Annotated in this window: 22 protein-coding genes and 1 pseudogene; 8 read left to right on the top strand and 15 right to left on the bottom strand. The window is 57.5% G+C overall.

All coding sequences use genetic code 11. The features are described from left to right. Window positions 1–110 precede the first annotated feature (110 nt). The 5 genes from N3G78_12725 to ugpB form a co-directional block, all read right to left on the bottom strand. The gene (locus N3G78_12725) at window positions 111–878 is read right to left on the bottom strand and encodes a glycerophosphodiester phosphodiesterase family protein (GenBank protein ID MCX8118775.1); all 768 of its coding nucleotides are present in this window, start codon (window positions 876–878) and stop codon (window positions 111–113) included. Window positions 879–1,023: 145 nt separating this feature from the next. Continuing rightward, window positions 1,024–2,103: a sn-glycerol-3-phosphate ABC transporter ATP-binding protein UgpC gene (gene ugpC, locus N3G78_12720; GenBank protein MCX8118774.1), complete on the bottom strand. Its 1,080-nt coding sequence runs from the start codon at window positions 2,101–2,103 to the stop codon at window positions 1,024–1,026. Between the two features lie 14 nt (window positions 2,104–2,117). Then, on the bottom strand, window positions 2,118–2,969 hold the full coding sequence (gene ugpE, locus N3G78_12715; protein ID MCX8118773.1) for a sn-glycerol-3-phosphate ABC transporter permease UgpE: 852 nt from the start codon (window positions 2,967–2,969) through the stop codon (window positions 2,118–2,120). Beyond that, window positions 2,966–3,850 carry a sn-glycerol-3-phosphate ABC transporter permease UgpA gene (gene ugpA / locus N3G78_12710; GenBank protein MCX8118772.1) on the bottom strand — a complete coding sequence of 295 codons (885 nt, stop codon included), beginning with the start codon at window positions 3,848–3,850 and terminating at the stop codon, window positions 2,966–2,968. The genes ugpE and ugpA overlap by 4 nt, the downstream gene beginning before the upstream one ends. Before the next feature lie 62 nt (window positions 3,851–3,912). Beyond that, window positions 3,913–5,247 (bottom strand): sn-glycerol-3-phosphate ABC transporter substrate-binding protein UgpB, encoded by a 1,335-nt coding sequence (gene ugpB / locus N3G78_12705; protein ID MCX8118771.1) that lies wholly within the window; start codon window positions 5,245–5,247, stop codon window positions 3,913–3,915. A 240-nt stretch (window positions 5,248–5,487) separates the two neighbouring features. Here ugpB and N3G78_12700 point away from each other — a divergent pair, with 240 nt between their 5' ends. Beyond that, on the top strand, window positions 5,488–6,399 hold the full coding sequence (locus tag N3G78_12700; protein MCX8118770.1) for a dihydrodipicolinate synthase family protein: 912 nt from the start codon (window positions 5,488–5,490) through the stop codon (window positions 6,397–6,399). Here N3G78_12700 and N3G78_12695 read toward each other — a convergent pair. From N3G78_12695 to N3G78_12660, 8 genes are all read right to left on the bottom strand, one after another. After that, window positions 6,368–7,513, bottom strand: a complete 1,146-nt coding sequence (locus N3G78_12695; GenBank protein ID MCX8118769.1) for a (Fe-S)-binding protein — start codon at window positions 7,511–7,513, stop codon at window positions 6,368–6,370. The two genes, N3G78_12700 and N3G78_12695, sit on opposite strands and share 32 nt — an antisense overlap. 21 nt (window positions 7,514–7,534) lie before the next feature. After that, window positions 7,535–8,899, bottom strand: coding sequence for an FAD-binding oxidoreductase (locus N3G78_12690; protein MCX8118768.1), 1,365 nt, complete (start codon window positions 8,897–8,899; stop codon window positions 7,535–7,537). Window positions 8,900–8,922: 23 nt separating this feature from the next. Then, window positions 8,923–10,308: an FAD-binding protein gene (locus N3G78_12685; GenBank protein MCX8118767.1), complete on the bottom strand. Its 1,386-nt coding sequence runs from the start codon at window positions 10,306–10,308 to the stop codon at window positions 8,923–8,925. A gap of 11 nt (window positions 10,309–10,319) precedes the next feature. Beyond that, entirely contained in the window at window positions 10,320–11,231 is a 912-nt protein-coding gene (locus N3G78_12680; GenBank protein ID MCX8118766.1) for a methionyl-tRNA formyltransferase, read from the bottom strand. Window positions 11,232–11,330: 99 nt separating this feature from the next. Beyond that, entirely contained in the window at window positions 11,331–12,224 is an 894-nt protein-coding gene (locus tag N3G78_12675) for a CoA ester lyase (protein MCX8118765.1), read from the bottom strand. 34 nt (window positions 12,225–12,258) lie between these two features. Continuing rightward, window positions 12,259–13,155, bottom strand: coding sequence for a CoA-binding protein (locus N3G78_12670; protein MCX8118764.1), 897 nt, complete (start codon window positions 13,153–13,155; stop codon window positions 12,259–12,261). Window positions 13,156–13,169: 14 nt separating this feature from the next. Further along, entirely contained in the window at window positions 13,170–13,463 is a 294-nt protein-coding gene (locus N3G78_12665; GenBank protein ID MCX8118763.1) for a hypothetical protein, read from the bottom strand. Window positions 13,464–13,466: 3 nt separating this feature from the next. After that, window positions 13,467–14,723: an acetate--CoA ligase family protein gene (locus N3G78_12660; GenBank protein ID MCX8118762.1), complete on the bottom strand. Its 1,257-nt coding sequence runs from the start codon at window positions 14,721–14,723 to the stop codon at window positions 13,467–13,469. 719 nt (window positions 14,724–15,442) lie between these two features. Here N3G78_12660 and N3G78_12655 point away from each other — a divergent pair. From N3G78_12655 to N3G78_12625, 7 genes and pseudogenes are all read left to right on the top strand, one after another. After that, window positions 15,443–16,588, top strand: a pseudogene (locus N3G78_12655) (twin-arginine translocation signal domain-containing protein). A gap of 167 nt (window positions 16,589–16,755) precedes the next feature. Then, entirely contained in the window at window positions 16,756–17,382 is a 627-nt protein-coding gene (locus N3G78_12650; GenBank protein ID MCX8118761.1) for a TRAP transporter small permease subunit, read from the top strand. Next, on the top strand, window positions 17,379–19,328 hold the full coding sequence (locus N3G78_12645; GenBank protein MCX8118760.1) for a TRAP transporter large permease subunit: 1,950 nt from the start codon (window positions 17,379–17,381) through the stop codon (window positions 19,326–19,328). Before N3G78_12650 ends, N3G78_12645 begins: the two co-directional genes overlap by 4 nt. A 60-nt stretch (window positions 19,329–19,388) precedes the next feature. After that, a complete protein-coding gene (locus tag N3G78_12640) occupies window positions 19,389–20,354 on the top strand; it encodes a D-glycerate dehydrogenase (protein MCX8118759.1) in 966 nt (321 codons plus the stop codon). Between the two features lie 120 nt (window positions 20,355–20,474). Next, window positions 20,475–21,179: a FadR family transcriptional regulator gene (locus N3G78_12635; protein MCX8118758.1), complete on the top strand. Its 705-nt coding sequence runs from the start codon at window positions 20,475–20,477 to the stop codon at window positions 21,177–21,179. A 1-nt stretch (window position 21,180) separates the two neighbouring features. Then, a complete protein-coding gene (locus N3G78_12630; protein MCX8118757.1) occupies window positions 21,181–22,545 on the top strand; it encodes an FAD-binding protein in 1,365 nt (454 codons plus the stop codon). A 57-nt stretch (window positions 22,546–22,602) separates the two neighbouring features. Next, complete coding sequence (locus N3G78_12625) at window positions 22,603–23,721, top strand: (Fe-S)-binding protein (protein ID MCX8118756.1); 1,119 nt, start codon at window positions 22,603–22,605, stop codon at window positions 23,719–23,721. A gap of 8 nt (window positions 23,722–23,729) precedes the next feature. Here N3G78_12625 and N3G78_12620 read toward each other — a convergent pair whose 3' ends face one another. Both N3G78_12620 and N3G78_12615 read right to left on the bottom strand, forming a co-directional pair. After that, window positions 23,730–24,851, bottom strand: coding sequence for an alanine--glyoxylate aminotransferase family protein (locus N3G78_12620; GenBank protein MCX8118755.1), 1,122 nt, complete (start codon window positions 24,849–24,851; stop codon window positions 23,730–23,732). A gap of 89 nt (window positions 24,852–24,940) precedes the next feature. Further along, window positions 24,941–25,164: metallopeptidase family protein (locus N3G78_12615; GenBank protein MCX8118754.1), on the bottom strand; the 224-nt coding region annotated here is incomplete at its 5' end.

Below are 25,164 nucleotides of genomic sequence, written 5' to 3'. Positions count from 1 at the left end.
TCCAGAAACCGAAGGAGAGGCCGCACAGGAAGGCACACCCGAGGGCGGTTGCCGGGCTTCCCTGAACGGAGGCTGCCAAGCAAGAACCCCTCCCCTTCGGTCAAAGGGGGTTAAGGAGGTTCCTTTTTCAGGAGGCGAATGAGCCGGTCCGGATGATCCGTGATGATGGCATCCACGCCCATCTCCACGAACCTCGCCATCTCCTCTTCGGTATTGAGGGTATAGACGCCTATTCCGATTCCTTCTTGATGAGCCCGGAGGATATTCTCCTTGGTCAGTACCGACTTGAAGCAATGGAGGATGGGAAAGGGCCTTCCCCCGGTCACCTCCCGAGGATGAGTCCAGGGCCGGCTGTAGAGATAGGCCACGGCAATGGAGGGACGCAGGTTCAAGGCCCATTCAAGTGGATGGGGATCGAAGGAGGAGAGGATCACCTGATCGAGCATGTCGAGGCGCTCCACCTCGGCGAGGACCCGATCTGTTAAATATAGAATCGTCCACGGACGATAGTCTCCTATCTTCAATTCGATGTTGACCCTTATCCTTCCCCGAGACAATTCCAAAACCTCGCTGAGTTTGGGAATCCGCTCGCCCCTGAAAGAGGGATCGAATTTAAAACCGGCGTCCACCGATTTTAGCTCTCCAACCGTCTGGTCGATCACCCTCCCCTGGCCCGTCGTCGTCCGTTTAAGCGTTTCATCATGGATCACCACGACCTCGCCTTCCTTTGAGAGGCGGACATCGAGCTCGATCATGTCGCTCCCCACTTCGATCGCTCGTTCAAAAGCGGCGAGGGTATTCTCCGGGGCCACCGCCGAAAAACCCCGGTGGGCAACGACCACCACCTCGAATTTACCCGCCCATGGCCTAAGTTTCAAAAGTTCTTTAGGACTCTTGGAAAAGCCTGACATGCCGCTTCCCGAAAAACGACCCAAACTTGAGGGATTGGTCCTCCAAGATGGGATTTTAAACCGGCTTTTTGGGGAATCCCCGTCCCCGGAAGGCCTGGGCGAGGAAGGGGCTCTAATTAAGCCTCTGGCCGGTCTCCGGGTCGAAGAGGTGAAGACGATCGGCCTCCGTCTGCAGATGGAGCCGCTCTCCTCCTTTGATCTTTATACCCCCGGGAAGCCTTATCGTCAAAGCCTGACCCTTCACTAACGTGCCATGCACAATGGTATCGGCTCCTAACACCTCCACCACATCCACGTGGAGGGTGAGGGCAGCGGATCCCTCCCGAGAAAGAAGGACATGCTCCGGTCTCAATCCCACGATCACTTCCCTTCCTTTGGCCAGGCGGATGGGGCGGGCGAGGGGCAACCAGGGTCCCCCGGGAATTTTTACCGCAGCACCCGATGGAGAAAGCTCCGTCTTTATCATGTTCATGGCGGGAGATCCGATAAAGCCTGCGACGAAGAGGGTCGCGGGACGGTGGTAGACCTCGAGGGGGGTGGCCACCTGATCGAAACGGCCCGCGTTCATCACGATGAGCCGGTCCGCCAGGGTCATGGCCTCAACCTGATCGTGGGTGACATAGATGCTCGTCGTCTTCACCGACTGATGGAGCTTTTTGATCTCGAGTCGCATCTGAACCCTGAGCTGGGCATCGAGATTGGAGAGGGGTTCGTCAAAGAGGAAGACCGAGGGTTCCCGGACGATGGCCCGGCCCATCGCCACCCGCTGCCTCTGACCCCCGGAGAGCTGCTGGGGTTTGCGGTTCATCAACCCCTCCAATCCCAGGATATCGGCAGCCTTTTTAACCCGGGCTTCGATCTCCTCCTTGGCCATCCCCCGCACCTTGAGGCCATAGGCCATATTATCGTAAACGGTCATGTGGGGATAGAGGGCATAATTCTGAAAGACCATGGCGATATTCCTGTCCTTGGGTTCCACCTGGTTCATCAGTTTCCCCCCGATGAAAACCTCTCCCTCGGTGGCCGTTTCAAGCCCGGCGATGATCCGAAGCAGGGTGGACTTTCCGCATCCCGAAGGGCCTAAGATCACGATAAATTCCCCCTCTTTGATTTCGCAGCTGACCCCTTCGATGACCCGTATCTTGCCGAAATCTTTTTTGATATTCACGAGACGGACCGCGACGTTTCTCATAAAACCGTCCCTTCTCACTTTTCCGTTTCCATCAACCCCTTGACGAACCATCGCTGCATAAAGATCACCACCATGACGGGCGGCATCATCGCAAAGACGGTGGCCGCCATGATGATCTGCCAGTCGGTCTGGGCATCTCCCGTGCCGATCATCTTGACAATACCGATGACGATTGTGCCCATCTCTTTGCTGGTCGTGATCAGAAGGGGCCAAAGGTACTGGTTCCACCCATAGATGAACATGATGACGAAAAGGGCCGCGATGTTGGTCCGGGAGAGGGGCAGAACGGTATCCCAGAAAAACCTCATCGGCCCTGCCCCGTCGATGCGGGCCGCCTCCACGAGCTCGTCCGGGATGGTCAGGAAGAACTGCCTAAAGAGGAGCGTGGCCGTGGCAGAGGCCATCAGGGGAATGGTCAACCCCAGATAGGAATTGATCATCCCCAGATCGGAGATCACCTTATAGGTAGGGATGATCCGCACCTCTACCGGCAGCATGAGGGTGACGAAGATCATCCAGAAAAAGAACATCCGGCCAGGAAAACGGAAGAATACGACCGCATAGGAGGAGAGGATGGAAATGGCGATCTTGCCGAAGGTGATGGCCACGGCCATGACCAGGCTATTGAACATCATCCGTGCGACCGGAACCCCCCAGACCCGTTGGCCCGCCCCTTTCCCCCAGGCCTGAAGATAGTTATCCAGCAGGTGGGGGCCAGGCTTCAGGGGCATCTCTCCCCGGGCGATCGTTGCCGCATCCCAGCTCGAGCCCACAAAGGCCACATATACAGGAAAGGCCAGGACCGCCACCCCGACGAGGAGAAAGAAATGGGACTTCCAGTTGGCCCGTGGCCGGGACCCTTTCATCCGTAGTGGACTTTCCTTTCCACGTAACGAAATTGAATCGCGGTTAAGGCGATCACGATCATCATCAAAATGACGGACTGGGCGGAGGACCCCCCTAAGTCGAGATGGATGACCCCGTCGGAGTAGACCTTGTAGATGAGCGTCTCGGTGGCCTTGCCAGGCCCTCCGCCAGTCAGGGCATGAATCACCCCGAAGGTATCGAAGAAGGAGTAGACCAGATTGACCATCAGGAGAAAGAAGGTGGTCGGGGAGAGAAGCGGAAAGACGATGGTCCAGAAACGTTTCCGTTCATCGGCCCCATCGATCGAGGCCGCTTCCAACACCGATTTGGGAATGGCCTGAAGCCCTGCGAGAAAAAAGAGGAAATTATAACTGACTTGCTTCCAGGAGGCGGCCAGGATCACCAGGAACAGGGCCTGGGTGCCGTTGAGCTTGTAGTCCCAGAGGATTCCCAGCTCTCGCAAAACCCGTCCCAGGATTCCGATGGAAGGATGGAAGATGAACAGCCAGAGCACAGCGGCCACGGCAGGGGCCACGGCGTATGGCCAGATGAGAAGGGTCTTGTAGATCCCCGCACCTTTGATCTGTTTATCGGCCATCACGGCAAGCCAGAGGGCGCTTGCCATGGCGATCGCCGTCACGGCAAAGGCGAAGATGAGGGTGACTCGAACGGAATGAAGATAATACGGATCGGAGAGGATGGCCTTAAAATTTTCCATCCCGACGAATGTCGCCCTCAGTCCAAAAGGGTCCTGGATAAAAACGGATTGGAAAACGGCCTGAAAGGCGGGCCAGAAAAAGAAGAGGAGGGTGAGCAAAATCTGGGGGGCCAAGAGCACATAGGGAAGGAGTTTGTTGTGGAAAATGACACGACGCTGCATCCCCATCCTTGCCAAGGGGGGCCCATGGGGTGCCCCCCTAAGGAGTCCTTGAAATCGATCGTTTACTGACGGTGGAGCCGTTCGAAGTTTCGGAGGACCACATTGCCGCGCCGGACGGCGTTATCCATCGCCTCGGCTGCGGTCTGCTGTCCCTGTAAGGCCTTTTCCAACTCTTCCTGGATGATGACCCGGATCTCCGGCATGTTGCCCAATCTCAACCCCCGGGAATTCTCGGTGGGCTCGGTCCGGGTGAGCTGACGGAAGGGCAGGTCGGCTCCCGGATTCTGTTTGTAATAGCCCGAGGCCACGACCTTCTCATAACCGGCAAAGGTGATGGGAAGGAAGCCCGTCTCCATGTGCCACTTGGCCACCACCTCCGGTTGACTGATAAAACGGTAAAACTCGGCCACCCCCTTGTATTCTTCTGCGGTCCTCTTGGGAGCCGTCATGGTCCAGAAACTGGCTCCCCCGATGATGGAGTTCTTGGGCGCGGCCTTGACATCCTCATAGTAAGGGAGCGTGGCCACTCCCCATTCGAATTTGGCCTCCCGTAATATGCGAGCCCGCAATCCCGAAGAGGCGTGGATGATCGCGGCCTCTCCGGAGGGAAAGAGGGCGTCTCCTGCCGAATCCCTACCCCCGTATTTGAAAGAGCCTTCTTTCTGCATATCGATGAGGGTCTGCACATGGCGAATATGAAGAGGGCTGTTGATCATCAAGACCGCATCTAGGCCATCCATGCCATTGGCCTTTGAGGCAAAGGGGACATCATGAATTGCGCTGAACTGCTCGAACTGGGTCCAGGTGGGCCAGGCGCAGGTGAATCCGATATTGGCCGCATTGGCTGCCCGGATCTTCTGGGCATAGGAACGCAATTCGGCCCAGGTTCGAGGGGGTTTTTCGGGGTCCAGGCCCGCCTTTCGAAAGGCATCTTTATTATAGAACATGACGGCGGTGGAACTGTTAAAGGGAGTGGACATCATCCGGCCATCCGGGAGGCTGTAATAACCCCGGACCGCAGGAACGTAGATTTTAGGATCGAAAGGCACCCCGGTCGTCTTCATCAATTCGTACAGAGGCTTGATGGCCTCCCGGGCCGCCATCATGGTGGCGGTACCCACCTCGAACATCTGGACGATATGGGGGGCATTGCCGGCCCGGTAGGCGGCAATGGCCGCCACCATCGTCTCCGGATAAGAACCTTTGAAAGTGGCGTTCACGTGATAGAGGTTCTGAGAGGCATTGAAGTCGGCAACGATCTTTTCGAGAATCCCTCCCAAGGGTTGGGCCAGCCCGTGCCAGAACTGAAGCTCGATTTTTTGTGCCATGGCCGGGGAAAGGAAGGTCAACAGCGTTGTTGAGATGAATAATAGGGAGATGAGTTTCGCTCGATCCATTTCACCGCCTCCTTTCATGAAAATTTAAAACCGAGGCTAACCCATGCATGTTACAGTTTGTTGAAGATGGGGTTAGGATTGTGTGTCTTCGGTTAAGGTTTGAATCCAACCAAAGGGGGAGAAATGGGAATCTTGGTCGAGGAGCAGAAGGCTAACCCCGCATCGGGTTGGATTTAAGATCTCTTTTCTCTTATAATGGGACCCGGAGATGTCCCATCCCCCCTTACCAAGGAGAGCCTGATGAAACTCGGCGGTGTCATCCCTCCCATTACGACCCCTTTTGAGAGAGGAAACCTTTCCACCAAGCGACTGGAGGAGAACTTCAAGAAGTGGAATCGGACCGGCCTTTCGGGATACCTGGTCCTCGGATCCAACGGTGAGGCCGTCTATTTGAACGAGAGGGAGAAGAGGAAGGTGATCGAGGTCTCGAGGAGATCGATTCCCTCATCAAAGGTCATGATCGTGGGCACCGGCGCCGAATCGACCCGCGAGACGATCCGTCTGACCAATCAGGCCGCCCAGGCAGGAGCCGATTATGGGTTGGTCGTCACCCCCTCCTACTTCAAAGGATCGATGAAGCCCCAGGTCCTCTACGACCACTTCCTCGCCGTGGCCGATGCCTCCAAGATGGGGATCCTCCTTTATAACGTCCCCCAGTTCACGGGGATCAACCTCGACGCCGAATGGGTGGCCAAACTCTCCCTCCATCCCAATATCGTGGGCATCAAAGACAGCTCGGGCAACATCGGTCAGCTGAGCGAGATCGTCCATCTCTCCAAGAAGGGATTTGCGGTCTTCGTGGGCTCGGCGCCGGTCTTCTTTCCCGCCCTCTGCGTCGGAGCCGTGGGCGGGATCCTCGCGGTGGCCAACGCGATCCCCGAAGAATGCGTCCGGCTCTTCACCCTCTTCAAACAGGGGAAATGGGAGGAGGCAGCCGCCCTGCAGAACCGTTTGACGCCCCTGGCCAAGGCGGTCACGGTCACCTACGGGATCGGCGGGTTAAAGATGGCGATGGATCTAAACGGCTACTTCGGAGGCGATCCGAGATCGCCCCTCAAAAGGCCGGGCAAAGAAGTCGAAGAGGCGTTGAGAAAGTTACTGGATCAGGCCAGACAAAACCCTACCCCATCGCCTCCAGAACGACCTCGGTGATGTCCCGCACCTTCAATTTGATCTTGTTCTTTCGGGCATAGCCGGAGATCGTCCGGATGCACTGCTGGCAGGAGGTCACCACCTCGTCCGCCCCGGTTCTTTGGATCTCCTCGATCTTCTTCTGGGCGATGGCCGAGGAAAGGCTGGGATCGATCATCTCCAGATCTCCCCCCCCACCGCAGCAGACGCTCAACTGTCGGTTCCCTTCAAGCTCCACGAGATTCAGGCCCGGGATCTGCTTCAGGACGTTTCTCGGCGCCTCGAAGACCTTGCTGTTTCTCCCCAGATCGCAGGGATCGTGATAGGTCACCTTCCGTTCGACGCCGTTGCGAAAGACAATCTTCCCCTCACCGATCAAACGCTCGAGGAACTGGGTCGAATGGAGGAGTTCCGCTTCGGTCCGATACTTCTCCTTCCACGTATGGAAGCAGGAGGGGCAGGCGAAGACCACCGTCTCCGCCCCTATGGCTTTCACCCTCTCTTGGTTGTGTTCGATCAACTCCTCCATCTTCTCCTTCATCCCGGCCTGGATGAGGGGAAATCCACAGCACCACTCCTCGCCCCCTAAAAGGGTGAAGTCGACCCCGGCCCGGCTTAAGATCTGGACGAAGGTTTGGGGGATCTTCTGGGCCATGGGGTAGAAAGCGGAAACACACCCGACAAAATAGATGACCTTCGCCCTCTCCTTCTGAAACCGATGCTCTGGAAGGCCCTCCAGTTTTTCCAGCCAGAGAGTCCGGTTCTCGTTGGGTTCATTCAGGATATTATGGCGGGTCTCCAAGGCCTCGGTCACCTGATCGATCACCTTCGGATAGAGCCGCCGGTTCACGAGGCATTGCCGACCTGCGAGGACGCCCTGGTTCGTCTCGACCGCCGGGAAACAGGTCTGGGTGCAGAGCCGGCAACCCGTGCACCGAAAGAGGGTGGCTTCGATCTCGGGGGTCCAGTCGATCTTGCCCTCGATGACCGCCCGGATCAGGGCATTCTTCCCCCTGGGCGTTGCCCATTCCCGGCCCGTGATCGTGTAGATCGGGCAGTGGGCCAGGCAGAATCCGCAATGGTTGCATTTGGCCACTTCGTCGTAAAATAAGGTTTTCAACTCCTCCACGTTCATGAACCCACTCCTCGCCGCTTCTCAGAGGCCATCGATGAACCGCCCAGGGTTCAGGATGCCCTTGGGATCGAATTCCTCTTTCAGCCTCCGCATGATCCCGTAATCGCTCCGGGGAGGTCCCCAGACCTCGATCTCCCCCTTCCAAGAGGAAGGACACCGTTCCACAACGAGATGACCTTCGTATTGAGAGGCCACCGAAGAAAATGCTCCGATCGCATCCAGAACCGCCTTTTTCGATACCCTTCTTCCCCCGTCAGGAAAGACGGAAGTATAGAGGATCCCGTTCCCGGAGTGGCAGAGAAGGGCACAATTGAGGCGATGGTCCTGGCCGATCCGTTCGTATTGGGCCATCACCTCTCCGCACCGGGAGATCAGGAAGCTTGACTTCAGGCGAATCCCCTTCCCTCCTTCTCCCCTCATCCTTTCGGGGAAATTCCGGATCGCCTCCCAGAAGGCCTCGTGGGCTTCCCCCTGGAGGACGTCTTGGGAAATCGCCCCCTTCTGCCTCCCCTTCTCTCCCATCTCGGAAAGTTGTCGTTCTACCGCCTCGACCACTCCCTCCAGCCGGATGGCCAGAAGATAATATCCCTTCGAAGAAACCTCCAAGTTCAACCTCTCAACGGCCGAGGGATTGAGGATCTCCATCGAAGAGGGAAGATATTGGGACCTAAGGATCTCCTGGCTGAATGCCACCGCCCCTTCCAGGCCGGGATAGGGAAGGACCAAGGTAGCCGCCTTCTCCGGAAGGGGGAGGAGTTTGAAGGTGATTTCACAGAGGATGCCGAGGGTCCCGTAGGACCCGATCAGAAGTTTACAGAGATCGTAGCCCGAAACATTCTTCACCGTCTTTCCGCCCGTGGCCACCAGATCTCCGTTCGGAAGGACCGCCTTGGCGCCGATGACCAGGTCTCTCGCGGTGCCATAGAGGAGCCGCCCGGGTCCACTCGCATTGGAGGCCACAATGCCCCCTAACGTGGCCTTCTCTGAAAAGGGAGGATCGAGGGGTAGAAAATAGCCCCTCCCCTCCCGGGCCAATCTCTTCTGGACCTCGCCGAGGGTGAGCCCCCCTTCGGCCGACAGTGTGAGGTTGTCACAATCGCAATCCGTGATCCGGTTGAGCCGGAGGGTCGAGACGACCAGATCGAGCCTCTTGGGAAGGGCGCCGATCTCCCGTTTCGTCCCGCTCCCCATGGGGATCACGGCCAGCCCGTGATCATTGGCCAAAGCGAGGAGCTTCGAGACCTCCTCCTGGCTCCCCGGCAGGGCGACCGCTTTGGGCCTCTTCCCATCCACTCCATAGGTTTGCAGGCGATCGGGATCGTCGATCAGGTTGGCCTCTCCGACGATCGCTTTCAACTGGGGAAGGAGTCCTCCCATTCTGACCATGTCCCTCTCCTCATCAAGACCCCTCAGGCAGAAACCTCGGGAAGGATCTTGCCTGGGTTAAAAATTCCTTCGGGGTCGAAGGCCCGTTTCACCTTCTTCATGGCGGCGATATCCTGGACCGAGAAGATGAAGAACATCTCCTTCATCTTCTCCGTGCCGATCCCGTGCTCGCCGCTGATCGTCCCGCCCGCTTCGGCACAGATCTTCATGATTTCGGATCCCGCACGATGGACCTTCTCCAGCTCCTCCGGATTCCTCTCATCGAAAAGGATGAGGGGGTGGAGGTTACCATCGCCCGCGTGAAAGACGTTTGCGATGGGAAGGTCGTACTTTCGGCTGACCTCCATGACCCGGCCGAGGACTTCGGGAAGTTTGGTCCTCGGCACCGTGCCGTCGCAGACGAGGTAATTGGGCCGGAGCCTTGCCACGGCCCCGAAGGCCCCTTTTCGGCCCGCCCAGAGCTGGGTCCGTTCGGCTTCGGTCTTTGCCGATTTCACCTCGCGGGCATGATTCGCCCAACAGATCTCGATGATCCGCTGGGCGAGCCGCTCCAGGCCGTCCTGGAGTCCATCGATTTCGATCAAAAGAACGGCTTCTGCGTCGAGGGGGAAACCCGCCCGCACCGAGGCCTCCACCGCCTTGATCGTCAATTTGTCGAGGATTTCGAGCGTTGCGGGGACGATGCCTTCGGCGATGATCGCCGAAACGGTCCTTCCCGCATCCTCGAGGGAGTTGTAAATCGCAAGCATCGTCTTCACGGCCTCGGGTTTGGGCATGATCCGGAGGATCAGTTTGGTGGCGATCCCGAGGGTCCCCTCAGAACCGACGAGCAATCCGGTCAGGTCGTACCCGGGGCTATCGAGGGCCTTCCCTCCCACCTGGATCACCTCCCCGTCAGGAAGCACGATCTCGGCTCCGAGGACGTGATTGGTCGTCACCCCATATTTGAGGCAGTGAGGCCCTCCCGAATTCTCGGCGAAATTCCCACCGAACGTCGAGACCTTCTCGCTGGCCGGGTCCGGCTGATAGACGAACCCGAATCGGGCCAATTGGTTTTTGAGAGCGAGGGTGAAGAGGCCGGGCTCGACGACGGCCCGCTGGTTTTCGATGTCGATCTCAAGGACCCGATTCATCCGGGAGAAATGGAGGATGACCCCGCCGTTGGTGGGCACGGTGCCCCCGCTTAAGTTGGTCCCAGAGCCTCTGGCGATGACGGGGATCTTCTCCCGATGGCAGAACTTGACGACCTCGGAGACCTCCTGGGTCGACCCCGGGTAGACGATGCAATCCGGTTTCCCTTTGAAAAGGGAGGCATCATATCCATAGAGCAACAGGTCTGTCTCCGAGTGGGCCACATTCTCCTTGCCCACGATCTGGGCCAGCGCCTCGATCCTCTGTTCGCGGTTCATACGACCTCCTTTTACTCCCCCAACCGATCTCCCACTTTTAAGCCCACCGATTGGGCGAATTCCATGGGCCCGATCTTCTCCCCTTTATCGATCCTCAATTTCCCGATAAGGAGTGTTCCGCCCGGAACCGCGATCTCCAGCCCTTTCTCTCCGATGGCCTCCACCTCTCCCGGGCTTCCCTTGGAAGGGGTTTCCCTTTTCTTAACCTCGTACAACCGGATCCTCTTTCCCCTGAAGGCGGTGTAGGCCCCTGGCTGCGGATCACAGCCCCTGATTAAATTGTAAACCTCTCCGATGGGCCTTGCAAAGTCTATGGCCGCCACCCGGTCGTCGCAGGGAGGCTCATAGGTGGCCTTCGAATGGTCCTGGGGGATTTTAGGGGCCCTCCCCGCTTTAATGAGGTCTACGGCCTCGGCGATGGCATCCACACCCATCGGAAAGAGGGTGTTGAAATAGAGGCTCCCGGTCGTCTCCTCGGGGCCGATCTCCACCTCCTTTTGAAGCAGAATGGGACCGGTATCGATCCCCTTATCGACCCAAAAGATGGTCAATCCCGTGCGGGTGTCGCCTTGAATGATCGCCCAATTGATGGCACTTGCCCCGCGATGTCTCGGGAGAAGCGAGGGATGGTAGCAGATCGTCCCGATGGAGGGGACGTTCAGCAACCTTTCTGGAACGATATCCGTGACGAAGGCGAGGATGGCGAGGTCGGGCCTCAAACTGCGGAACTGGTCCTCCACCTCTGGAGCTTTCATCAGGGAGGGTTGAAAGGCGGGGATGCCGGACTTCTCGGCCAGCTTTCTCAGCGGCTCTCCCCTCTTGTCAGGAGGGGCGAAGACGCCCACCACCTGCTCCCCCTTCTGGAGCAATCGCTCCAACACCTTCTCACCGAAAGGCCCTTGCCCGACGATGACAATTCTCATCTCCCTTGCCCTCAAAAATCGAAAAGGACAAGGCCCATCGGGGTTGGTGGGGGTAAAAGGGTGGGAGATGGGCCTTGCCCTTTCGAAAAGGATTGCCTTTCATTTCTTCCGTTTGGCGTCGAAGGCCTCAATCTCGGCCATGATGGCCAGGATGGTCTTTGCATTCTCATAGACCGGGGTATCGACCATCTTCCCCTGGTAGGAGACGGCTGCGACTCCCTTGGCAATGCCCTCCTCTTCGAAGACCTTGACCACCCCCTTCGCCCACTCCACATCCTCTGGGGCTGGGGTGTAAATCCGGTGGGCCGGTTCGATCTGGCTGGGATGGATGAGCATCCTCCCCTCATAGCCCAACTGTCGGCCGAAACGGGTATTCTTCTCGAAGGCCTCCGTGTCTTTGAAGGCCACGAAAGGACAATCGATCGCAATGCAGCCCGCCGCCCTCGCGGCCACGGCGGTATGGGCCCTGGCGTAGAACTGTTCCTCCCCTTCGGTCGTCAATTTGACCCTCATATCTTTCGTATAATCCACCGCCCCGAAGATGAGGGAGTTGACCCTTTTGCTCGCGATGGCCGATGGATAGGCGTTGATGACCCCTTTGGCGGTCTCGATCAGAAGCTGGATGGCGATGCTCCCCACGGGAAGGCCTCTTCGCCTCTCCAGTTCTTCCAATTTCCAGTCGAGGCGCTGGACATGGTCGGGCCCCCCGCACTTGGCCAAACAGACGCCCGATAGCCCCTCGTAGACGATGGCCTCGAGGTCGTCGTTGGTCATCAGGGTCTCCCAATTGTTGATCCTGACATACACCGTCGAACCGCCCGATCCAGCGTATTTCAGATTCTCCCGCACCATCTCCCGAGCCTTCGGTTTTTCGGCCGGGGGCACAGAGTCCTCCAGGTCGAGGGTGATGATATCGGCCGGAATTTCAGGGGCCTTCGAGATCATCTTCTCGTTATTGCCGGGAATGTAAAAGACTGACCGCATGACTGTCATAGGACACCTCCTTGTTAGGCCTTGGAAATGAGATTCAAAGGTTCAGCAACCTCTTCAGCGTGGGAGCGATCTCGTCGGGTCGGTCCACCACATGGACTCCGGCCTCCTTGAGGGATTTGATCTTGTCCTTGGCCGAGCCCCTCCCCCTCTCGATGATGCTGCTCGCATGGGAGAACCGCATCCCTTCAGGGGCCCAGGCACCTGCCACATAGACCACCAAAGGCTTGGTGAAGGTTTTATTCCTGACCGCCTCGGCGGCCTCCTCCTCGTATGGGCCACCGATCTCACCGAACATGGCCACCGCTTTCGTATCCGGGTCCTTCTCAAAGAGGGGGAGGAGATCGCCGCAAGAGGTCCCGATCACCGGTTCGGTCCCGATGTGGACCACCGTGCTCACCCCCATCCCGGCCTCTTTGATCGCCCAGGGAACGGTCCCCGACTGTCCCCCGCTTCGGGAGATGACGCCGATCGGCCCCGGCACGAAGACCCTCTTGGCGAAATCCGGAGATCCACCGAGCCAGCCCATCACGGCGATGCCGGGACTCATGATCCCGATCGACCCGGGACCGAGGAGCCGGACCCCGTGCTGTTTGGCATAGGCCATCATCTCAAGAATATCGTAGAGAGGGACGCGTTCCACCGGCATCACGATGAATTTGATGCCGCCGTCGATCGCCTCAAAAACGGCATCCTTCAGCCCAGGCCCGGGAACGAAGGTGACGCTGGCATCGATGGGGCCATGGGCCTTGACCGCCTCGGCCACCGTGTTGTAAACGGGTATCCCGGAAACATCCTCCCCACCCCGTCCGGGGGTGACGCCGGCGACGACCTTGGTCCCGTAGTTTTTCATAAAAACGGCCCGGGCCGAACCCTCTCGACCCGTAATTCCCTGAACGAGAACCGTCGTATTCTTTTCGAGCAAGATAGCCATACGTCACTCCTTTTTTACGATAGTGTCAAACCGCGCTTTTCGAGATACTCCTTCAACCCGGGGATGGGGGCCTCGATCTTGATCGCCTTGTTGCCCCGGAACCAGCATTCATATTCACAGGCCAGGCATTCCGTTCCTGTCCTCTCGGCATAGGCCGCATCCCCATTCAGGGCGGGTTTCCCATCCTTGATCACCAATATCCCACGATCGTAGAGCTTGCAGCCGGCCGCGCAGGCATGGGTCTTACAGTCGGCGCACTTGCTGTCGTCGATGATGACTTTGATCGTCCTCTCTTTAAACTCGATCATGGCCTACTCCTCCTTTATCCCGCGGTCCTTCCGATATTCTAAGATCAGGGCCTTCATCCGTTTGGCCAAAAATTCGGTCTCATAAACCTTGTCGCTTCCATAGAATTCAAATCGGCCAGGAAGATCCGCCGTCCCTTCCTTTAATATCTCCATCGATTCCTTCTCCCTGTTCCCGCAGAGGAGGATGACACAGGGGAAGCCGGGCCTCTTGGGGATCTCCTCCCGGAGGGCCTTCACCACGCCATGGGCGTGGTGCCACTGCTCCTGATTGGCCACGATGAAGCCCCCCAACATGTAGCCCTCGATCCCGGGCTGGTTGAGGATCAGTTTGGCGGCCCGGTAAACCTTGGCGGCCGTGGGGTTTCCGCTCGTATCGGCATAATTGGCGATCTTCAATCCCTGCCGGTTCAGGGCATCCACGCCGAGGATCGCCCCACCGCCGCCGATCCCGTGGTATCCCACGTAATTGAGCTCCTTGATGTCCTCGGCCATCTGAGCGATGTAGCAGGTGCCCCGGAGATCATCCTCCTCGATCTTCCAGGCGATCTTGTCCAGTTCGGTAGGGGGCGTGGCAGATTCCCGTGCCACCTCGATCCCCAGCTCGGGATGGCGGAAGACCGAAGAGTCATCGATGGCCATCCGGCAATCTCCCGCAAGGATCTTTCCGTCCTTTGTCAGGACAAGGGGATTGATCTCTGCGGTCCGGCAGTTATAGTTTTTGAAGGTTTGAAAGAGACCCATGATGGCCTGGGCCACCCCCTGAAGGTGTTTGTTGGGGACCTTCAGACTCACGGCGAGGTTCAGGGCGTCATAGAGTTTGAAACCCCTGAGCACATTGACCGTCATCTGGGAGATCTTTTCCGAGGGGACCGACTCGATCTCCACCCCGCCTTCGGTGCTGAACATCACCACCGGCGCACGGACCTCCCGGGAGGCGTCGATGATGACCCCGGCATAATACTCCTGGTCGATATCGAGCTTCTCCTCGACCAGGACCTTCTCAACCGTCAGCCCTTTGAGCTTGGAGCCGAGCAACTCGCTTGCGACCTTCTCCGCCTCCTCCGGCGAAGAGGCGAACTTGATGCCACCTGCTTTTCCACGGCCCCCTGCCCAGATCTGGGCCTTGATCGCCACAGGCCTTCCGATCTTTTCGGCGATCTTCCTCGCCTCCTCGGGGGTGGTCGCCACCTCTCCCTGAGGCACGGCCACTTTGGCGGTCTTCAACAATTGCTTCCCCTGATACTCGTACAATCGAGCCATAAAAACCTCCTCTCGGGTTTCAGTTAAAACCTTCCAGACGGACTCGAGGCAGAAAAACCTTGATGATAAAATTTTTCCCTTTATAACAAATCGGAACCTTTTTGTCAACAAAAATTAATTGGTCTGACCATTTTTCCACTATCCTCGAATCCCTCCCGATTTGGATAGGATTTCTGGGTCAGAACGAGAAAATTCCTTCGGAGCCAACATCGAGCGCTTGGTATCCCACCTTTCAGGGAAAATTTTGGCCCATTTCTGCGATAGAATTAACTTACTGAAATTTCAAAATGAATTTGGATAAAAACATCCAGAATCAGGTCGGGACCCCTTCTTCATTCGCCCCTCGGATGAAAAAGGCCTTGCCTGAAACTTTTTCCCTTGACAAAAAAATCTCATAATGTTAAGGATTTATTCACAATGCCCCCCCGAAGATTAATAAAACATTGGTCAGGCCAATTCTTAAACCCTGTTCATCCGGCAACCTCTTTCCTCCCTTTTCAACCCCAAGAACCGCTTTTTGCGGCCATCTTGAATTCGATAGGGAAATATCCTATAGAAGAGGCGATGCTTAAGGACCTTCAAAAAACGGCAAAGAATCGAATCGAAAGGAGGTGAAGGGTGAGTCCGGTTTGGACGGGCTTGGAGCTTCTCTTGGATCATCCATGTCGGGTTTTTAGGGCCAATCGGAGGGATTCGTATTCTATTTAAAGGAGGAGTGTATGACCGAAAAATTGAAGAAAACAGGAGAGGAGAAGGTCACGCGCCGTCATTTCCTCAAGGCGGCTGCGGTCACAGGGGCTGCCGCGACGGTGGGATTCCCCGCCATTGTGAAATCAGCCACCCCGATCAACTTCCGCTGGCAGTCCACCTGGCCTGCCAAGGATATCTTCCATGAGTTCGCCCTCGACTTTGCAAAGAAAGTAAACGACATGACCGGCGGCGAACTCCGGATCGAGGTGTTGCCTGCGGGCGCCGTGGTCCCTGCCTTCGGATTGCTCGACGCGGTCTCCAAGGGAACCCTCGATGGAGGCCACGGCGTGCTCGTTTACCATTATGGGAAACAGAACGCTTTAGCCCTCTGGGGGTCGGGTCCGGCTTTCGGAATGGATGCCAACATGTTACTGGCATGGCACAAATATGGCGGAGGCAAGGAACTCCTGGCCAAAATTTATGCCTCCATCGGTGCCAACGTCGTCTCCTTCCTCTATGGACCGATGCCCACGCAGCCCTTGGGGTGGTTCAAGAAGCCGATCACCAAGTTGGAGGACATGAAGGGCATGAAATATCGGACGGTGGGGCTTTCGGTCGACCTGTTCACCGCCATGGGCCTTTCGGTCGTCGCGCTGCCAGGAGGGGAGATCGTCCCGGCCATGGACCGCGGCCTCATCGAAGGAGCGGAGTTTAACAATGCCTCTTCGGATCGCCTGCTCGGCTTCCCCGACGTCTCCAAGGTCTGTATGCTCCAGAGCTTCCATCAGAACGGCGAGCAGTTCGAGATCCTCTTCAACAAGACCAAATACGATGCCCTGCCGGACAAGCTCAAAGCGATCATCGAGAATGCGGTCGAGGCAGCCTCGGCCGATATGTCCTGGAAGGCGATCGACCGGTATTCGAAAGACTACATCGAGATGCAGACCAAAGACGGCGTGAAGTTCTACAAGACGCCGGATGCCATCCTCCGGAAACAGCTCGAGGTCTACGATGAGATCGTCAAGAAAAAATCGGCCGACGTTCCCCTCTTCAAGGAGATCGTCGAATCCCAGATCGCCTTTGCGAAACGGGCCCTGGCCTGGGAGATGGACACCATCGTAGACCGAAAGATGGCCTACCGACACTACTTCGCACCCAAGGCGCCCGTGGCGAAACCGGCGGTGAAACCCGGAGAAGCCCCCAAGCCCGCAGAAAAGGCTCCGGCGAAACCCGAAGCCAAACCGGCCGCCCCGGCGAAGAAGTAATCGGTTCGTTAGGATCCCACAATCCACCCGGACGCCGCCCGCGTCCGGGTGGATGTTTTTTGTAAAAGGGAACGGTCATGCAAAAAATACTCCTCTTCATCGATGAGTTCAGCACGTGGGTCGGGAAAATCTTCTCCTGGCTCATCGTCTCCCTTACCTTCCTCATCACCTTCGAGGTCTTCAGCCGCTATGTGCTTCGCTCTCCCCATCCCTGGGCCTTCGACATCATGCTCCAGATGTATGGGACGATGTTTATGATGGCAGGCGCCTACACGCTTGCGACGAATGCCCATGTCCGCGGGGACGTCCTCTACCGGTTCTTTCCCCCCAGGGTCCAGGGCACGCTCGATTTGATCCTCTATACCCTCTTTTTCATCCCGGGCATCGTGGGGCTCTGTTGGGCCGGCTATATCTATGCCGGGGAATCCTGGGCCATCCGGGAGCGGTCGAGCATCATCGCCGATGGACCTCCTCTTTACTGGTTCAAGACGGTCATTCCGGTCGCGGGAGGGATCATCTTGCTTCAGGGATTTGTCGAAATGATCCGTTGTATTCGCTGCATCAAAAACGGCCAGTGGCCCTCTCGCGAAAAGGATGTGGAGGAGGTGGACGTCGAAGAGCTGAAGGAGATGGTCCACGTAAAGGACGAAGACATCCAGAAACTGGACGAATTGATTAAAACGAAGAAAGGGGACGAGAAGTGAAGAAAGAGGCTTGGTTTGGACTGTCGATCATGGCGGTGGTGGTGTTTATCGTCTTCATGATCATGCCCCCGCCTTCCGAAATGACCACCGGCCATCTGGGTTTATTGATGCTCGCCATGATCGTGGTGGCGATCATGCTCGGCTTCCCCACCGCCTTCACCTTGATGGGAATGGGCACCATGTTCGCTTATTTCGCCTATCGGAGCGTGAACCCGGAGACGGCCGTGCGCCAGACCCTGGATCTGATGGTGGCCCGGGCCTACGCTGTGATGAACAACGACGTCCTCATCGCCATTCCCCTTTTCGTCTTCATGGGTTATCTGGTCCAGCGTTCCAACCTCATCGAGATGCTTTTTAAAGGGCTGCATCTGGCGACCGCGCGCATTCCAGGTTCGCTGGCGGTGGCCACCATTGCCACGTGCGCGGTCTTTGCGACGGCCACAGGGATCATCGGTGCGGCCGTGACGTTGATGGGGCTTCTGGCCTTTCCGGCCATGCTCAAGGCGGGATACGGGATCAAGCTCTCTGCCGGAGCGGTCACCGCGGGTGGGACCTTGGGAATCCTGATCCCTCCCTCGGTCCTTCTCATCCTATACGGGGCCACCGCGGGCGTCTCCGTCGTTCAGCTCTATGCAGGCGCCTTCTTCCCCGGCTTCATGCTCGCCTCTCTCTATATCGCGTACGTCATCGTCCTTGCGAAACTGAGGCCAGACGTCGCCCCTCCCCTTCCGGAAGAGGAACGCCGAGTGGAGCTGCCCTCCTATGAAAAGTCCATCATCGAAAACTTGAAAACCCGGAATGTCATGAAAGGGTTTGTGAAAGCCTTATTGAAAAACAGAGTGGTGAAGATCCCTCCACGCACGCTCATCGGCCAATTGGGGATCGGCCTCCTGCCCGTCTTCGCGGCAGTCCTTTTGCTGGGGGGGATCTATCTCACCTTGACCGCGCCCGAGGCGGTCGTAGTGGGCGTCCAGGAGATGGGTTTGGCCTCGAGAATAGAAGGAGAGGCCGCGCCCGAAACCGAAACCTCCCTGAAGGTGGAAGAGTTGACCGGACTGCAAGAACCCCCTTCCGAGGAAGCGGCCGAAGGTGAGAAGCCCTCCGGAGCCGTGGAAGAGGCTCCCCAGCCTCAAACCGAGGCGGAAGCCCCTCAGGAAGCCCCGCCGTCCCAGGTCGCCACGGGAGAACGAAAACCCGCTCCAAGGGGGTTCTGGATTGCCGTAGGAATCGTGGCCGCCGGCTTCGTCCTCTTCTATTCCATTTTCAACTTCGTCCGCTTCGAAATCTTCAAAATCCTTCTAAAGTCCTTCTTCCCCTTGGCCATCCTGGTCCTGGGGGTTCTGGGAACGATCATCCTCGGCCTGGCCACGCCCGGCGAAGCCGCTGCGATGGGCTCCTTTGGAGGGATTGTCCTGGCGGCCGCCTACCGACAACTCAACTTCAAGATGCTCAAAGAATCGGTCTTCCTCACGGCCAAAACAAGCGCGATGGTCTGCTGGCTCTTCGTGGGTTCGAGCATGTTCGCCGCGGCCTTCGCCCTCCTCGGAGGACAGGAGATCATCAACGATTGGGTGAAGTCGCTCGATCTGACGGCCATTCAGTTCATGATCCTGGCCCAAGTTATCATCTTCCTCCTCGGCTGGCCCCTGGAGTGGACAGAGATCATCGTCATCTTCATGCCCATCTTCATCCCTCTTCTGTCGCACTTCCAGATCGATCCCCTCTTCTTCGGCCTCCTGGTAGCCCTCAACCTCCAGACCGCATTCCTCTCCCCACCGGTGGCCATGGCGGCCTTTTACCTGAAAGGGGTTGCCCCTCCCCATGTCACCCTGAACCAGATCTTTTTGGGGATGATGCCCTTCATGGGAATTCAGGTCATCGCCATCATCATCCTATATATTTTCCCACAGATCGGGTTGTGGCTTCCCTCCCTGGTGTATAAATAAAGAAGGGTCTCATGGCGAGGGATCTGTGTCTGTGCATAGGGAATCGATGAAAGGGAGACGATGAGGCCTAAAGTCCTGGTGACCCGAGAGGTCTTCGATGAGGTGCTCGATTATCTCTCCCGATACTTCGAGGTGACCTCGAATCAATCGGATGTCCCGTTCGATTCCGAAACGCTCGCTGCCAAACTCTCCGATAAAGAGGGGGCCCTGATCACCCTGTCGGACAGGATCGATTCCGTCCTCCTCTCACGGTGTCCCCATCTAAAAGCCGTCTGTAACATCGCCGTGGGTTACAACAACATCGATCTCGAGGCCTGTACCCGGGCCAAGGTGATGGCCACCAATACCCCGGGCGTCCTCGACGACACCACCGCGGATTTCACCTGGGCCTTGATCCTGGCCACCGCCCGTCGGTTGACCGAAGCCGAGGCCTACCTTCGCTCCGGCCAGTGGGATGGGTGGAAGCTCAAACAGTTTCTCGGCCTCGACGTTCACCATGCCACCCTGGGTATCCTCGGCCTCGGACGCATCGGTCAGGCCGTGGCGAAAAGGGCCGTCGGTTTCGAGATGAAGATCCTCTACCATGACATTCGCCGGGCCGCTCCGGAGGTTGAACAGGCCTGCAGGGCGACGTTCGTGACCAAGGAAGAGCTTCTCTCCCAGGCCGATATTCTCACCCTCCACGTCCCCTATTCTCCGGAAACCCACCACCTGATCGGTCCCGTTGAATTGAGGCGGATGAAACCAACCGCGGTCCTCATCAACGCGGCCCGGGGCGGGGTGGTGGACGATGCCGCACTGATCGAGGCCCTCCGTTCGGGAACGATCGCAGGCGCAGGCCTCGATGTCTTCGAGAATGAGCCGAAGTTCAACCCTCAATTCCTCGAATTGAAGAACGTGGTCCTCGCCCCTCATATCGCCAGTTCTTCACGGGCTACCCGCTACCGGATGGCGATGCTGGCCGCAGAAAACCTGGTAGCGGCCCTCACCACGGGAAAACCCCCGAACTGGCTCAATCCTTTCTAAAATCACCTCTCTCCCCCGGGGTCCTTCCATCTACCGTCCTGAGGCCCTTTCCTCCCGTTCGTTGTCTTGACAAAGGTCATTCCATCCTTTATTAAAAAGGTAAGACCACTGGACAAATCTATGTTCAACGCCATCAAACGGACCAAGATCTCAGAGGATATCGTCAATCAAATCAAGAGGTTAATTTCAGAAGGGAAGTTAAAGCCCGGAGACAAGCTTCCCCCCGAACGAGAGCTTGTCAAACAGTTGGGGGTCAGCCGCCCCTCCTTGAGGGAGGCCCTCAACGCCCTGGTGGCCATGGGGCTCCTTGAAGTGAGGCAGGCCAAGAGGACTTATGTCCGCTCGGTCACCTCGAAACTGATCGAAGACCCCCTCGCCCTTCTTATCAAAGCCGACGCGCAGAAGGTCTTCGACCTCATTGAGGTGAGGAAGGCCATCGAGACCTGGTCCGCCTATCATGCGGCACAGAAGGCCTCAAAAGAAGACATCGAGAGGCTTCGCTCCATCATTGAGCAGATGCGAAAGACCTTTGAAGAAGGTCGGTCCTGGGAAAAGGAGGATGCGGACTTTCACCTGGCCATCGCCCAAGCGACCCATAACACGATCCAGGTCCACATCATGTCCGGGATCTATGACCTGTTGAGGCAATCCATGGCCAAAGTCTTCATCAACCGGGATCAGGTCAAAAAGTTGATCGACCATCACCACCAGATCTTCCTGGCCATCAAAAACCGAGCCCCTGAAAAGGCAAGGCAGAAGACCCTGGATCACCTCAATTTCGTCGAGGCCGAGCTCAAGAGGCAGACCTCCGAGAAAGGATCCTAAGATGATCATCGAAAAGTTGATCGAGATGGTGGGTCGGGACAACGCCACCGACCAGTTGGAAGAGCTTGTCCCTTACAGTTACGATGCCTCCATGAACGTCCATCGGCCCGACGCCGTGGTCTGGCCTGAATCGACCGAACAGGTGATCCAAATTGTCAAGTTTGCCAACGAAGAGAAGATCCCCATCATCCCCAGGGGGGCCGGAACCAGCCTGAGCGGCGGGGTCGTCCCCATCCAAGGCGGGATCGTCATCGACCTCTCCAAGATGAATCGAATCCTCGAGATCAGCATCGAGAACCGTTACGCCCGGGTCGAAGCAGGGGTGATCTGTGACGATCTGAACCGGGAGTTGGCCAAACACGGGTTTGTCTTCCCTCCCGATCCCGCAAGCAGTTCTGTGGCGACCATCGGAGGCAATGTCGCCACCAATGCAGGGGGCATCAAGGGCGCCAAATACGGAACCACCCGCGATTATGTCCTCGGACTTCAGGTCGTCCTTCCCACGGGCGAACGGATGCGCACGGGGGCCTATACGATGAAGAGCGTCTCGGGTTACGATCTGGCCAAGCTCTTCGTCGGAGCCGAGGGCACCCTGGGCGTCATCACCGAAGTCACTCTGAAGATCAATCCCCTGCCCCGACATGCGATGACCGCGGTGGCCACCTACCAGAGGCTGGAGGATGCGGGCCGGGCCATCTTCCAGACCATGACGAGCGGGGTCATCCCCAGTGTCATGGAGATCATGGACAAGGTGACCCTCCGATCGATTAAGGAGAATACCGACATCCCCCTGCCCGAAGCCGAGGCCATGATCCTGACGGAGACCGACGGGTTCACCTGGGAAGAGGTCGAGGCCCAGATGGAGGTGGTCCTCGACATCTTGAAGAAGAACCATCCCATCGAGATCAAAACGGCCAAAGACGAGAAGGATCGTCTCCATCTCTGGAAGGCGAGAAAGTCCGCCTATGCGACCCTGGCCCGTGTGAGCAACAGCTTCGTCCTCGACGATGTGACCGTCCCCATCTCAAGGATTCCCCAATTATTGGTGGGCATTCAGGAGATCTCCCAAAAATACCGGATCACGGTCGCCACCTTCGGCCATGCGGGCGATGGGAACCTCCATCCGCAGATCCTCTTCGATGAATACGACCCCGACCAGGTCGAACGGACCCATAAAGTGGAGGAGGAGATCTTTCGCCTCGCCATCCGCCTCAACGGTACCCTGAGCGGCGAGCACGGGATCGGCCTCTCCAAGGCAGCCTACATGGATCTGGAACACGATCCGGTCGAGATGGAACTGATGAGAAAGATCAAGAGGACCCTCGACCCCAACAACATCATGAACCCGGGCAAAAGAGCCCTTTAGGGATAAAAATCCCAAAGTTGAAGCCCGAGGCCCAAAAGGCCCTGAAAGGTGAATCCCATGTCCCCCCAGCTCCAGTTCGATGAAAAACGCCGAAAGGCCATCGCCCAGTGTTCCCGGTGCAGTTTCTGCCGGGCCGTCTGCCCCATCTTCGACTTGACCAAAAGGCCGATGACGAATGCCAGCGGCAAGATGATCCTCCTCAAGGAGATCATGGAGGGTAAGCTCCCCCTCACCGAGGCAGTGGCCCAGGCCTTTCTGCGCTGCACGACCTGCATGAACTGCACGGTCAACTGCCCCTCGGGCGTCGATCCCCAGGAGATGGTCAAGGCGATGCGAAAAGATTTGGTCGCCGCTGGCTTCGACAATCTCTTCAAGGCCATGGGCGAAACCGTAGAAAAGTACGGAAACATCTACGGCGAAACGGAGCGTCACGACTGGGGACACAAAAAGGGCAAGGCCGCCTATGTGCTCTTCCTGGGTTGCGTGGGGACCTTTCGAGAGGAAGAGGGCGTCGAGGAGGTCCTCCGGCTGCTCGACCTCTTGAAGGTCGACTACACCCTGATCGACGAGGTCTGCTGCAGCGGTGTCCTCGAGGACGTGGGGTATAAGATCAAAGAGGATTTAGCGAAAAAGAATATCGAGGCCATCCACAAGACCGAGGCGAAGACCCTGATCACCACCTGCCCGTATTGCTACCGCGTGTTCAAAGACCATCCCTCCTACCAGGGGCTTGCGGTGGACATTCAGCATATCACCCAGTTTCTCAAGGGGTTCGACTTCGGCGTCAAGACCGACAAAAGGGTCACCTACCACGACCCCTGCGACCTGGGCCGCCATGCGGGCATCTACGAGGAACCGAGGGAGATCATCCGGAAGATCGCGCCCAATTTTGTGGAGCCGAGAAGGACCCGGGAAAACGCCATGTGCTGTGGCGCGGGAGGCGGCTTCCGGGGGGCCTTTGCCAAGGAGTCGGTCCGGATCGCCAGAAATCGCCTGAGCCAGATCATCGAAGATACCGGCGCCGAGGTGCTCCTGACCGAATGCCCCTCGTGCCTTCACAACTTCAAGAATGCCAAACGGCAGAAGCAGAAGATCGAGATCTACAACCTCACCGAATTTCTGGCCAAACTCTATCGGGAGAAAGAGGCGTCCTCTCAAACCGAGGCGACGGCCTGAGAGGGTTTTTAAAAAAGCATCTCCTTCAGGGCGCCGATGAGGCAGTGGATGTAACGGAGCTTGCAGGTCTCGCCCATGAGGCCGATCCTCCAGATCTTTCCTTTCAGGATGCCTAATCCTCCCCCCACCTCGATATTGTATTCGTTCAAAAGCTTCGATCGCATCTTGACGTCGTCGAATCCTTCGGGGAGGACCACCGAGGTGAGCATGGGCAGGCGGTAGCCCTCTTGGGCGAAGAGTTTAAACCCGAGGGCCTCCAGTTCCATCTTCAAACGGTCCCCCAGAGTTTGGTGTCTCTTGAACCGCTCTTCCAGCCCCTCCTCGAAGATGATCTTCAACCCCTCCCGCATGGCATAGAAGAGGGAGGCCGGAGCGGTGTGGTGGTAGACCCTCTCCGATCCCCAGTATTTCTCGAGCAGGGTGAGGTCGAAATAGAAGCTCTGGACGGGACTCTTTCGGGAGCGGAGGACCTCCATCGCTTTGGGGCTGACCGTGATCGGAGAGAGTCCGGGCGGCACGCCCAAACATTTCTGGGAACTGGCATAGCAGACATCGATCCCCCACTCGTCCACCTTGACCGGATAACCGCCCAAGGTGGTCACCGCATCCACCACGAAAAGGACGTCCTTCCCTTTGCAGTAGGCTCCGATCTCCTCGATGGGCTCCCGAACGCCGGTGGAGGTCTCCCCGTGGACGATGCCGCAGACCTTGGCCTCGGGATGCTCCTTCAACGCCTGAATCATCCTCTCGGGCTCGATGATCCTGCCCCACTCCGCTTCCACCCGGATCACCTTTGCCCCGCATCGGGAGGCCACCTGGGTCATCCGGTCCGCGAAAAAACCGTTGACCCCGATGACGACCACGTCGCCCGGTTCCACGAAATTGACAAAAGAGGTCTCCATCCCGGCACTCCCCGTGGCCGAGATGGCCAGGGTGACGGGGTTCCTCGTCTGAAACACCCCCCTCAACAGCTCGCTGATCTCATCCATGCAGGAAAGGATCTGTGGGTCGAGGTAACCGATGACGGGATTGGACATCGCCTGATAGACCCGGTAGTGGACGTTGCTCGGCCCGGGCCCCATCAGGATTCGATAGCTCGGATGCTGATCCCCGCCCAACCATTTCTCCATGACAACCTCCTCTTAGGGAACGCCATCGTCGAAGAATTTCTTTTCTTTAACACGACCCATAGAGGGATGGCAACTTTCCCTTCCGTCTCCTACTCTTCCTCCTCCAGCTCTTCTAACCTTTCCTCGTCTAAGCCGAAGTAGTGACCTACCTCGTGGAGGATCACTTCGGCGACCTTCTCTTCGACCTCCTTTTTCGTCTTGCAGACCGATTCGATGGGCCGCTGAAAGAGGGTGATCTTGTCGGGAAGGACGTTTCCGTAAGCAACCCCTCGTTGGGTGATGGGGATCCCCTGATAAAGACCCAAGAGGTCGT

This window comes from Thermodesulfobacteriota bacterium (assembly GCA_026415035.1).
Taxonomy (GTDB): Bacteria; Desulfobacterota; BSN033; order BSN033; family UBA1163; genus RBG-16-49-23.
This window is presented reverse-complemented; position numbering and strand designations above follow the sequence as displayed.

What these genes read in the sequence shown, in the direction of transcription:
- ugpC (MCX8118774.1), bottom strand. Translation starts at nt 2,103, where the DNA reads ATGAGAAACGTCGCGGTCCGTCTCGTGAATATCAAAAAAGATTTCGGC.
- ugpE (MCX8118773.1), bottom strand. Translation starts at nt 2,969, where the DNA reads ATGAAAGGGTCCCGGCCACGGGCCAACTGGAAGTCCCATTTCTTTCTC.
- ugpA (MCX8118772.1), bottom strand. Translation starts at nt 3,850, where the DNA reads ATGCAGCGTCGTGTCATTTTCCACAACAAACTCCTTCCCTATGTGCTC.
- ugpB (MCX8118771.1), bottom strand. Translation starts at nt 5,247, where the DNA reads ATGGATCGAGCGAAACTCATCTCCCTATTATTCATCTCAACAACGCTG.
- N3G78_12700 (MCX8118770.1), top strand. Translation starts at nt 5,488, where the DNA reads ATGAAACTCGGCGGTGTCATCCCTCCCATTACGACCCCTTTTGAGAGA.
- N3G78_12695 (MCX8118769.1), bottom strand. Translation starts at nt 7,513, where the DNA reads ATGAACGTGGAGGAGTTGAAAACCTTATTTTACGACGAAGTGGCCAAA.
- N3G78_12690 (MCX8118768.1), bottom strand. Translation starts at nt 8,899, where the DNA reads ATGGTCAGAATGGGAGGACTCCTTCCCCAGTTGAAAGCGATCGTCGGA.
- N3G78_12685 (MCX8118767.1), bottom strand. Translation starts at nt 10,308, where the DNA reads ATGAACCGCGAACAGAGGATCGAGGCGCTGGCCCAGATCGTGGGCAAG.
- N3G78_12680 (MCX8118766.1), bottom strand. Translation starts at nt 11,231, where the DNA reads ATGAGAATTGTCATCGTCGGGCAAGGGCCTTTCGGTGAGAAGGTGTTG.
- N3G78_12675 (MCX8118765.1), bottom strand. Translation starts at nt 12,224, where the DNA reads ATGACAGTCATGCGGTCAGTCTTTTACATTCCCGGCAATAACGAGAAG.
- N3G78_12670 (MCX8118764.1), bottom strand. Translation starts at nt 13,155, where the DNA reads ATGGCTATCTTGCTCGAAAAGAATACGACGGTTCTCGTTCAGGGAATT.
- N3G78_12665 (MCX8118763.1), bottom strand. Translation starts at nt 13,463, where the DNA reads ATGATCGAGTTTAAAGAGAGGACGATCAAAGTCATCATCGACGACAGC.
- N3G78_12660 (MCX8118762.1), bottom strand. Translation starts at nt 14,723, where the DNA reads ATGGCTCGATTGTACGAGTATCAGGGGAAGCAATTGTTGAAGACCGCC.
- N3G78_12650 (MCX8118761.1), top strand. Translation starts at nt 16,756, where the DNA reads ATGCAAAAAATACTCCTCTTCATCGATGAGTTCAGCACGTGGGTCGGG.
- N3G78_12640 (MCX8118759.1), top strand. Translation starts at nt 19,389, where the DNA reads ATGAGGCCTAAAGTCCTGGTGACCCGAGAGGTCTTCGATGAGGTGCTC.
- N3G78_12635 (MCX8118758.1), top strand. Translation starts at nt 20,475, where the DNA reads ATGTTCAACGCCATCAAACGGACCAAGATCTCAGAGGATATCGTCAAT.
- N3G78_12630 (MCX8118757.1), top strand. Translation starts at nt 21,181, where the DNA reads ATGATCATCGAAAAGTTGATCGAGATGGTGGGTCGGGACAACGCCACC.
- N3G78_12625 (MCX8118756.1), top strand. Translation starts at nt 22,603, where the DNA reads ATGTCCCCCCAGCTCCAGTTCGATGAAAAACGCCGAAAGGCCATCGCC.
- N3G78_12620 (MCX8118755.1), bottom strand. Translation starts at nt 24,851, where the DNA reads ATGGAGAAATGGTTGGGCGGGGATCAGCATCCGAGCTATCGAATCCTG.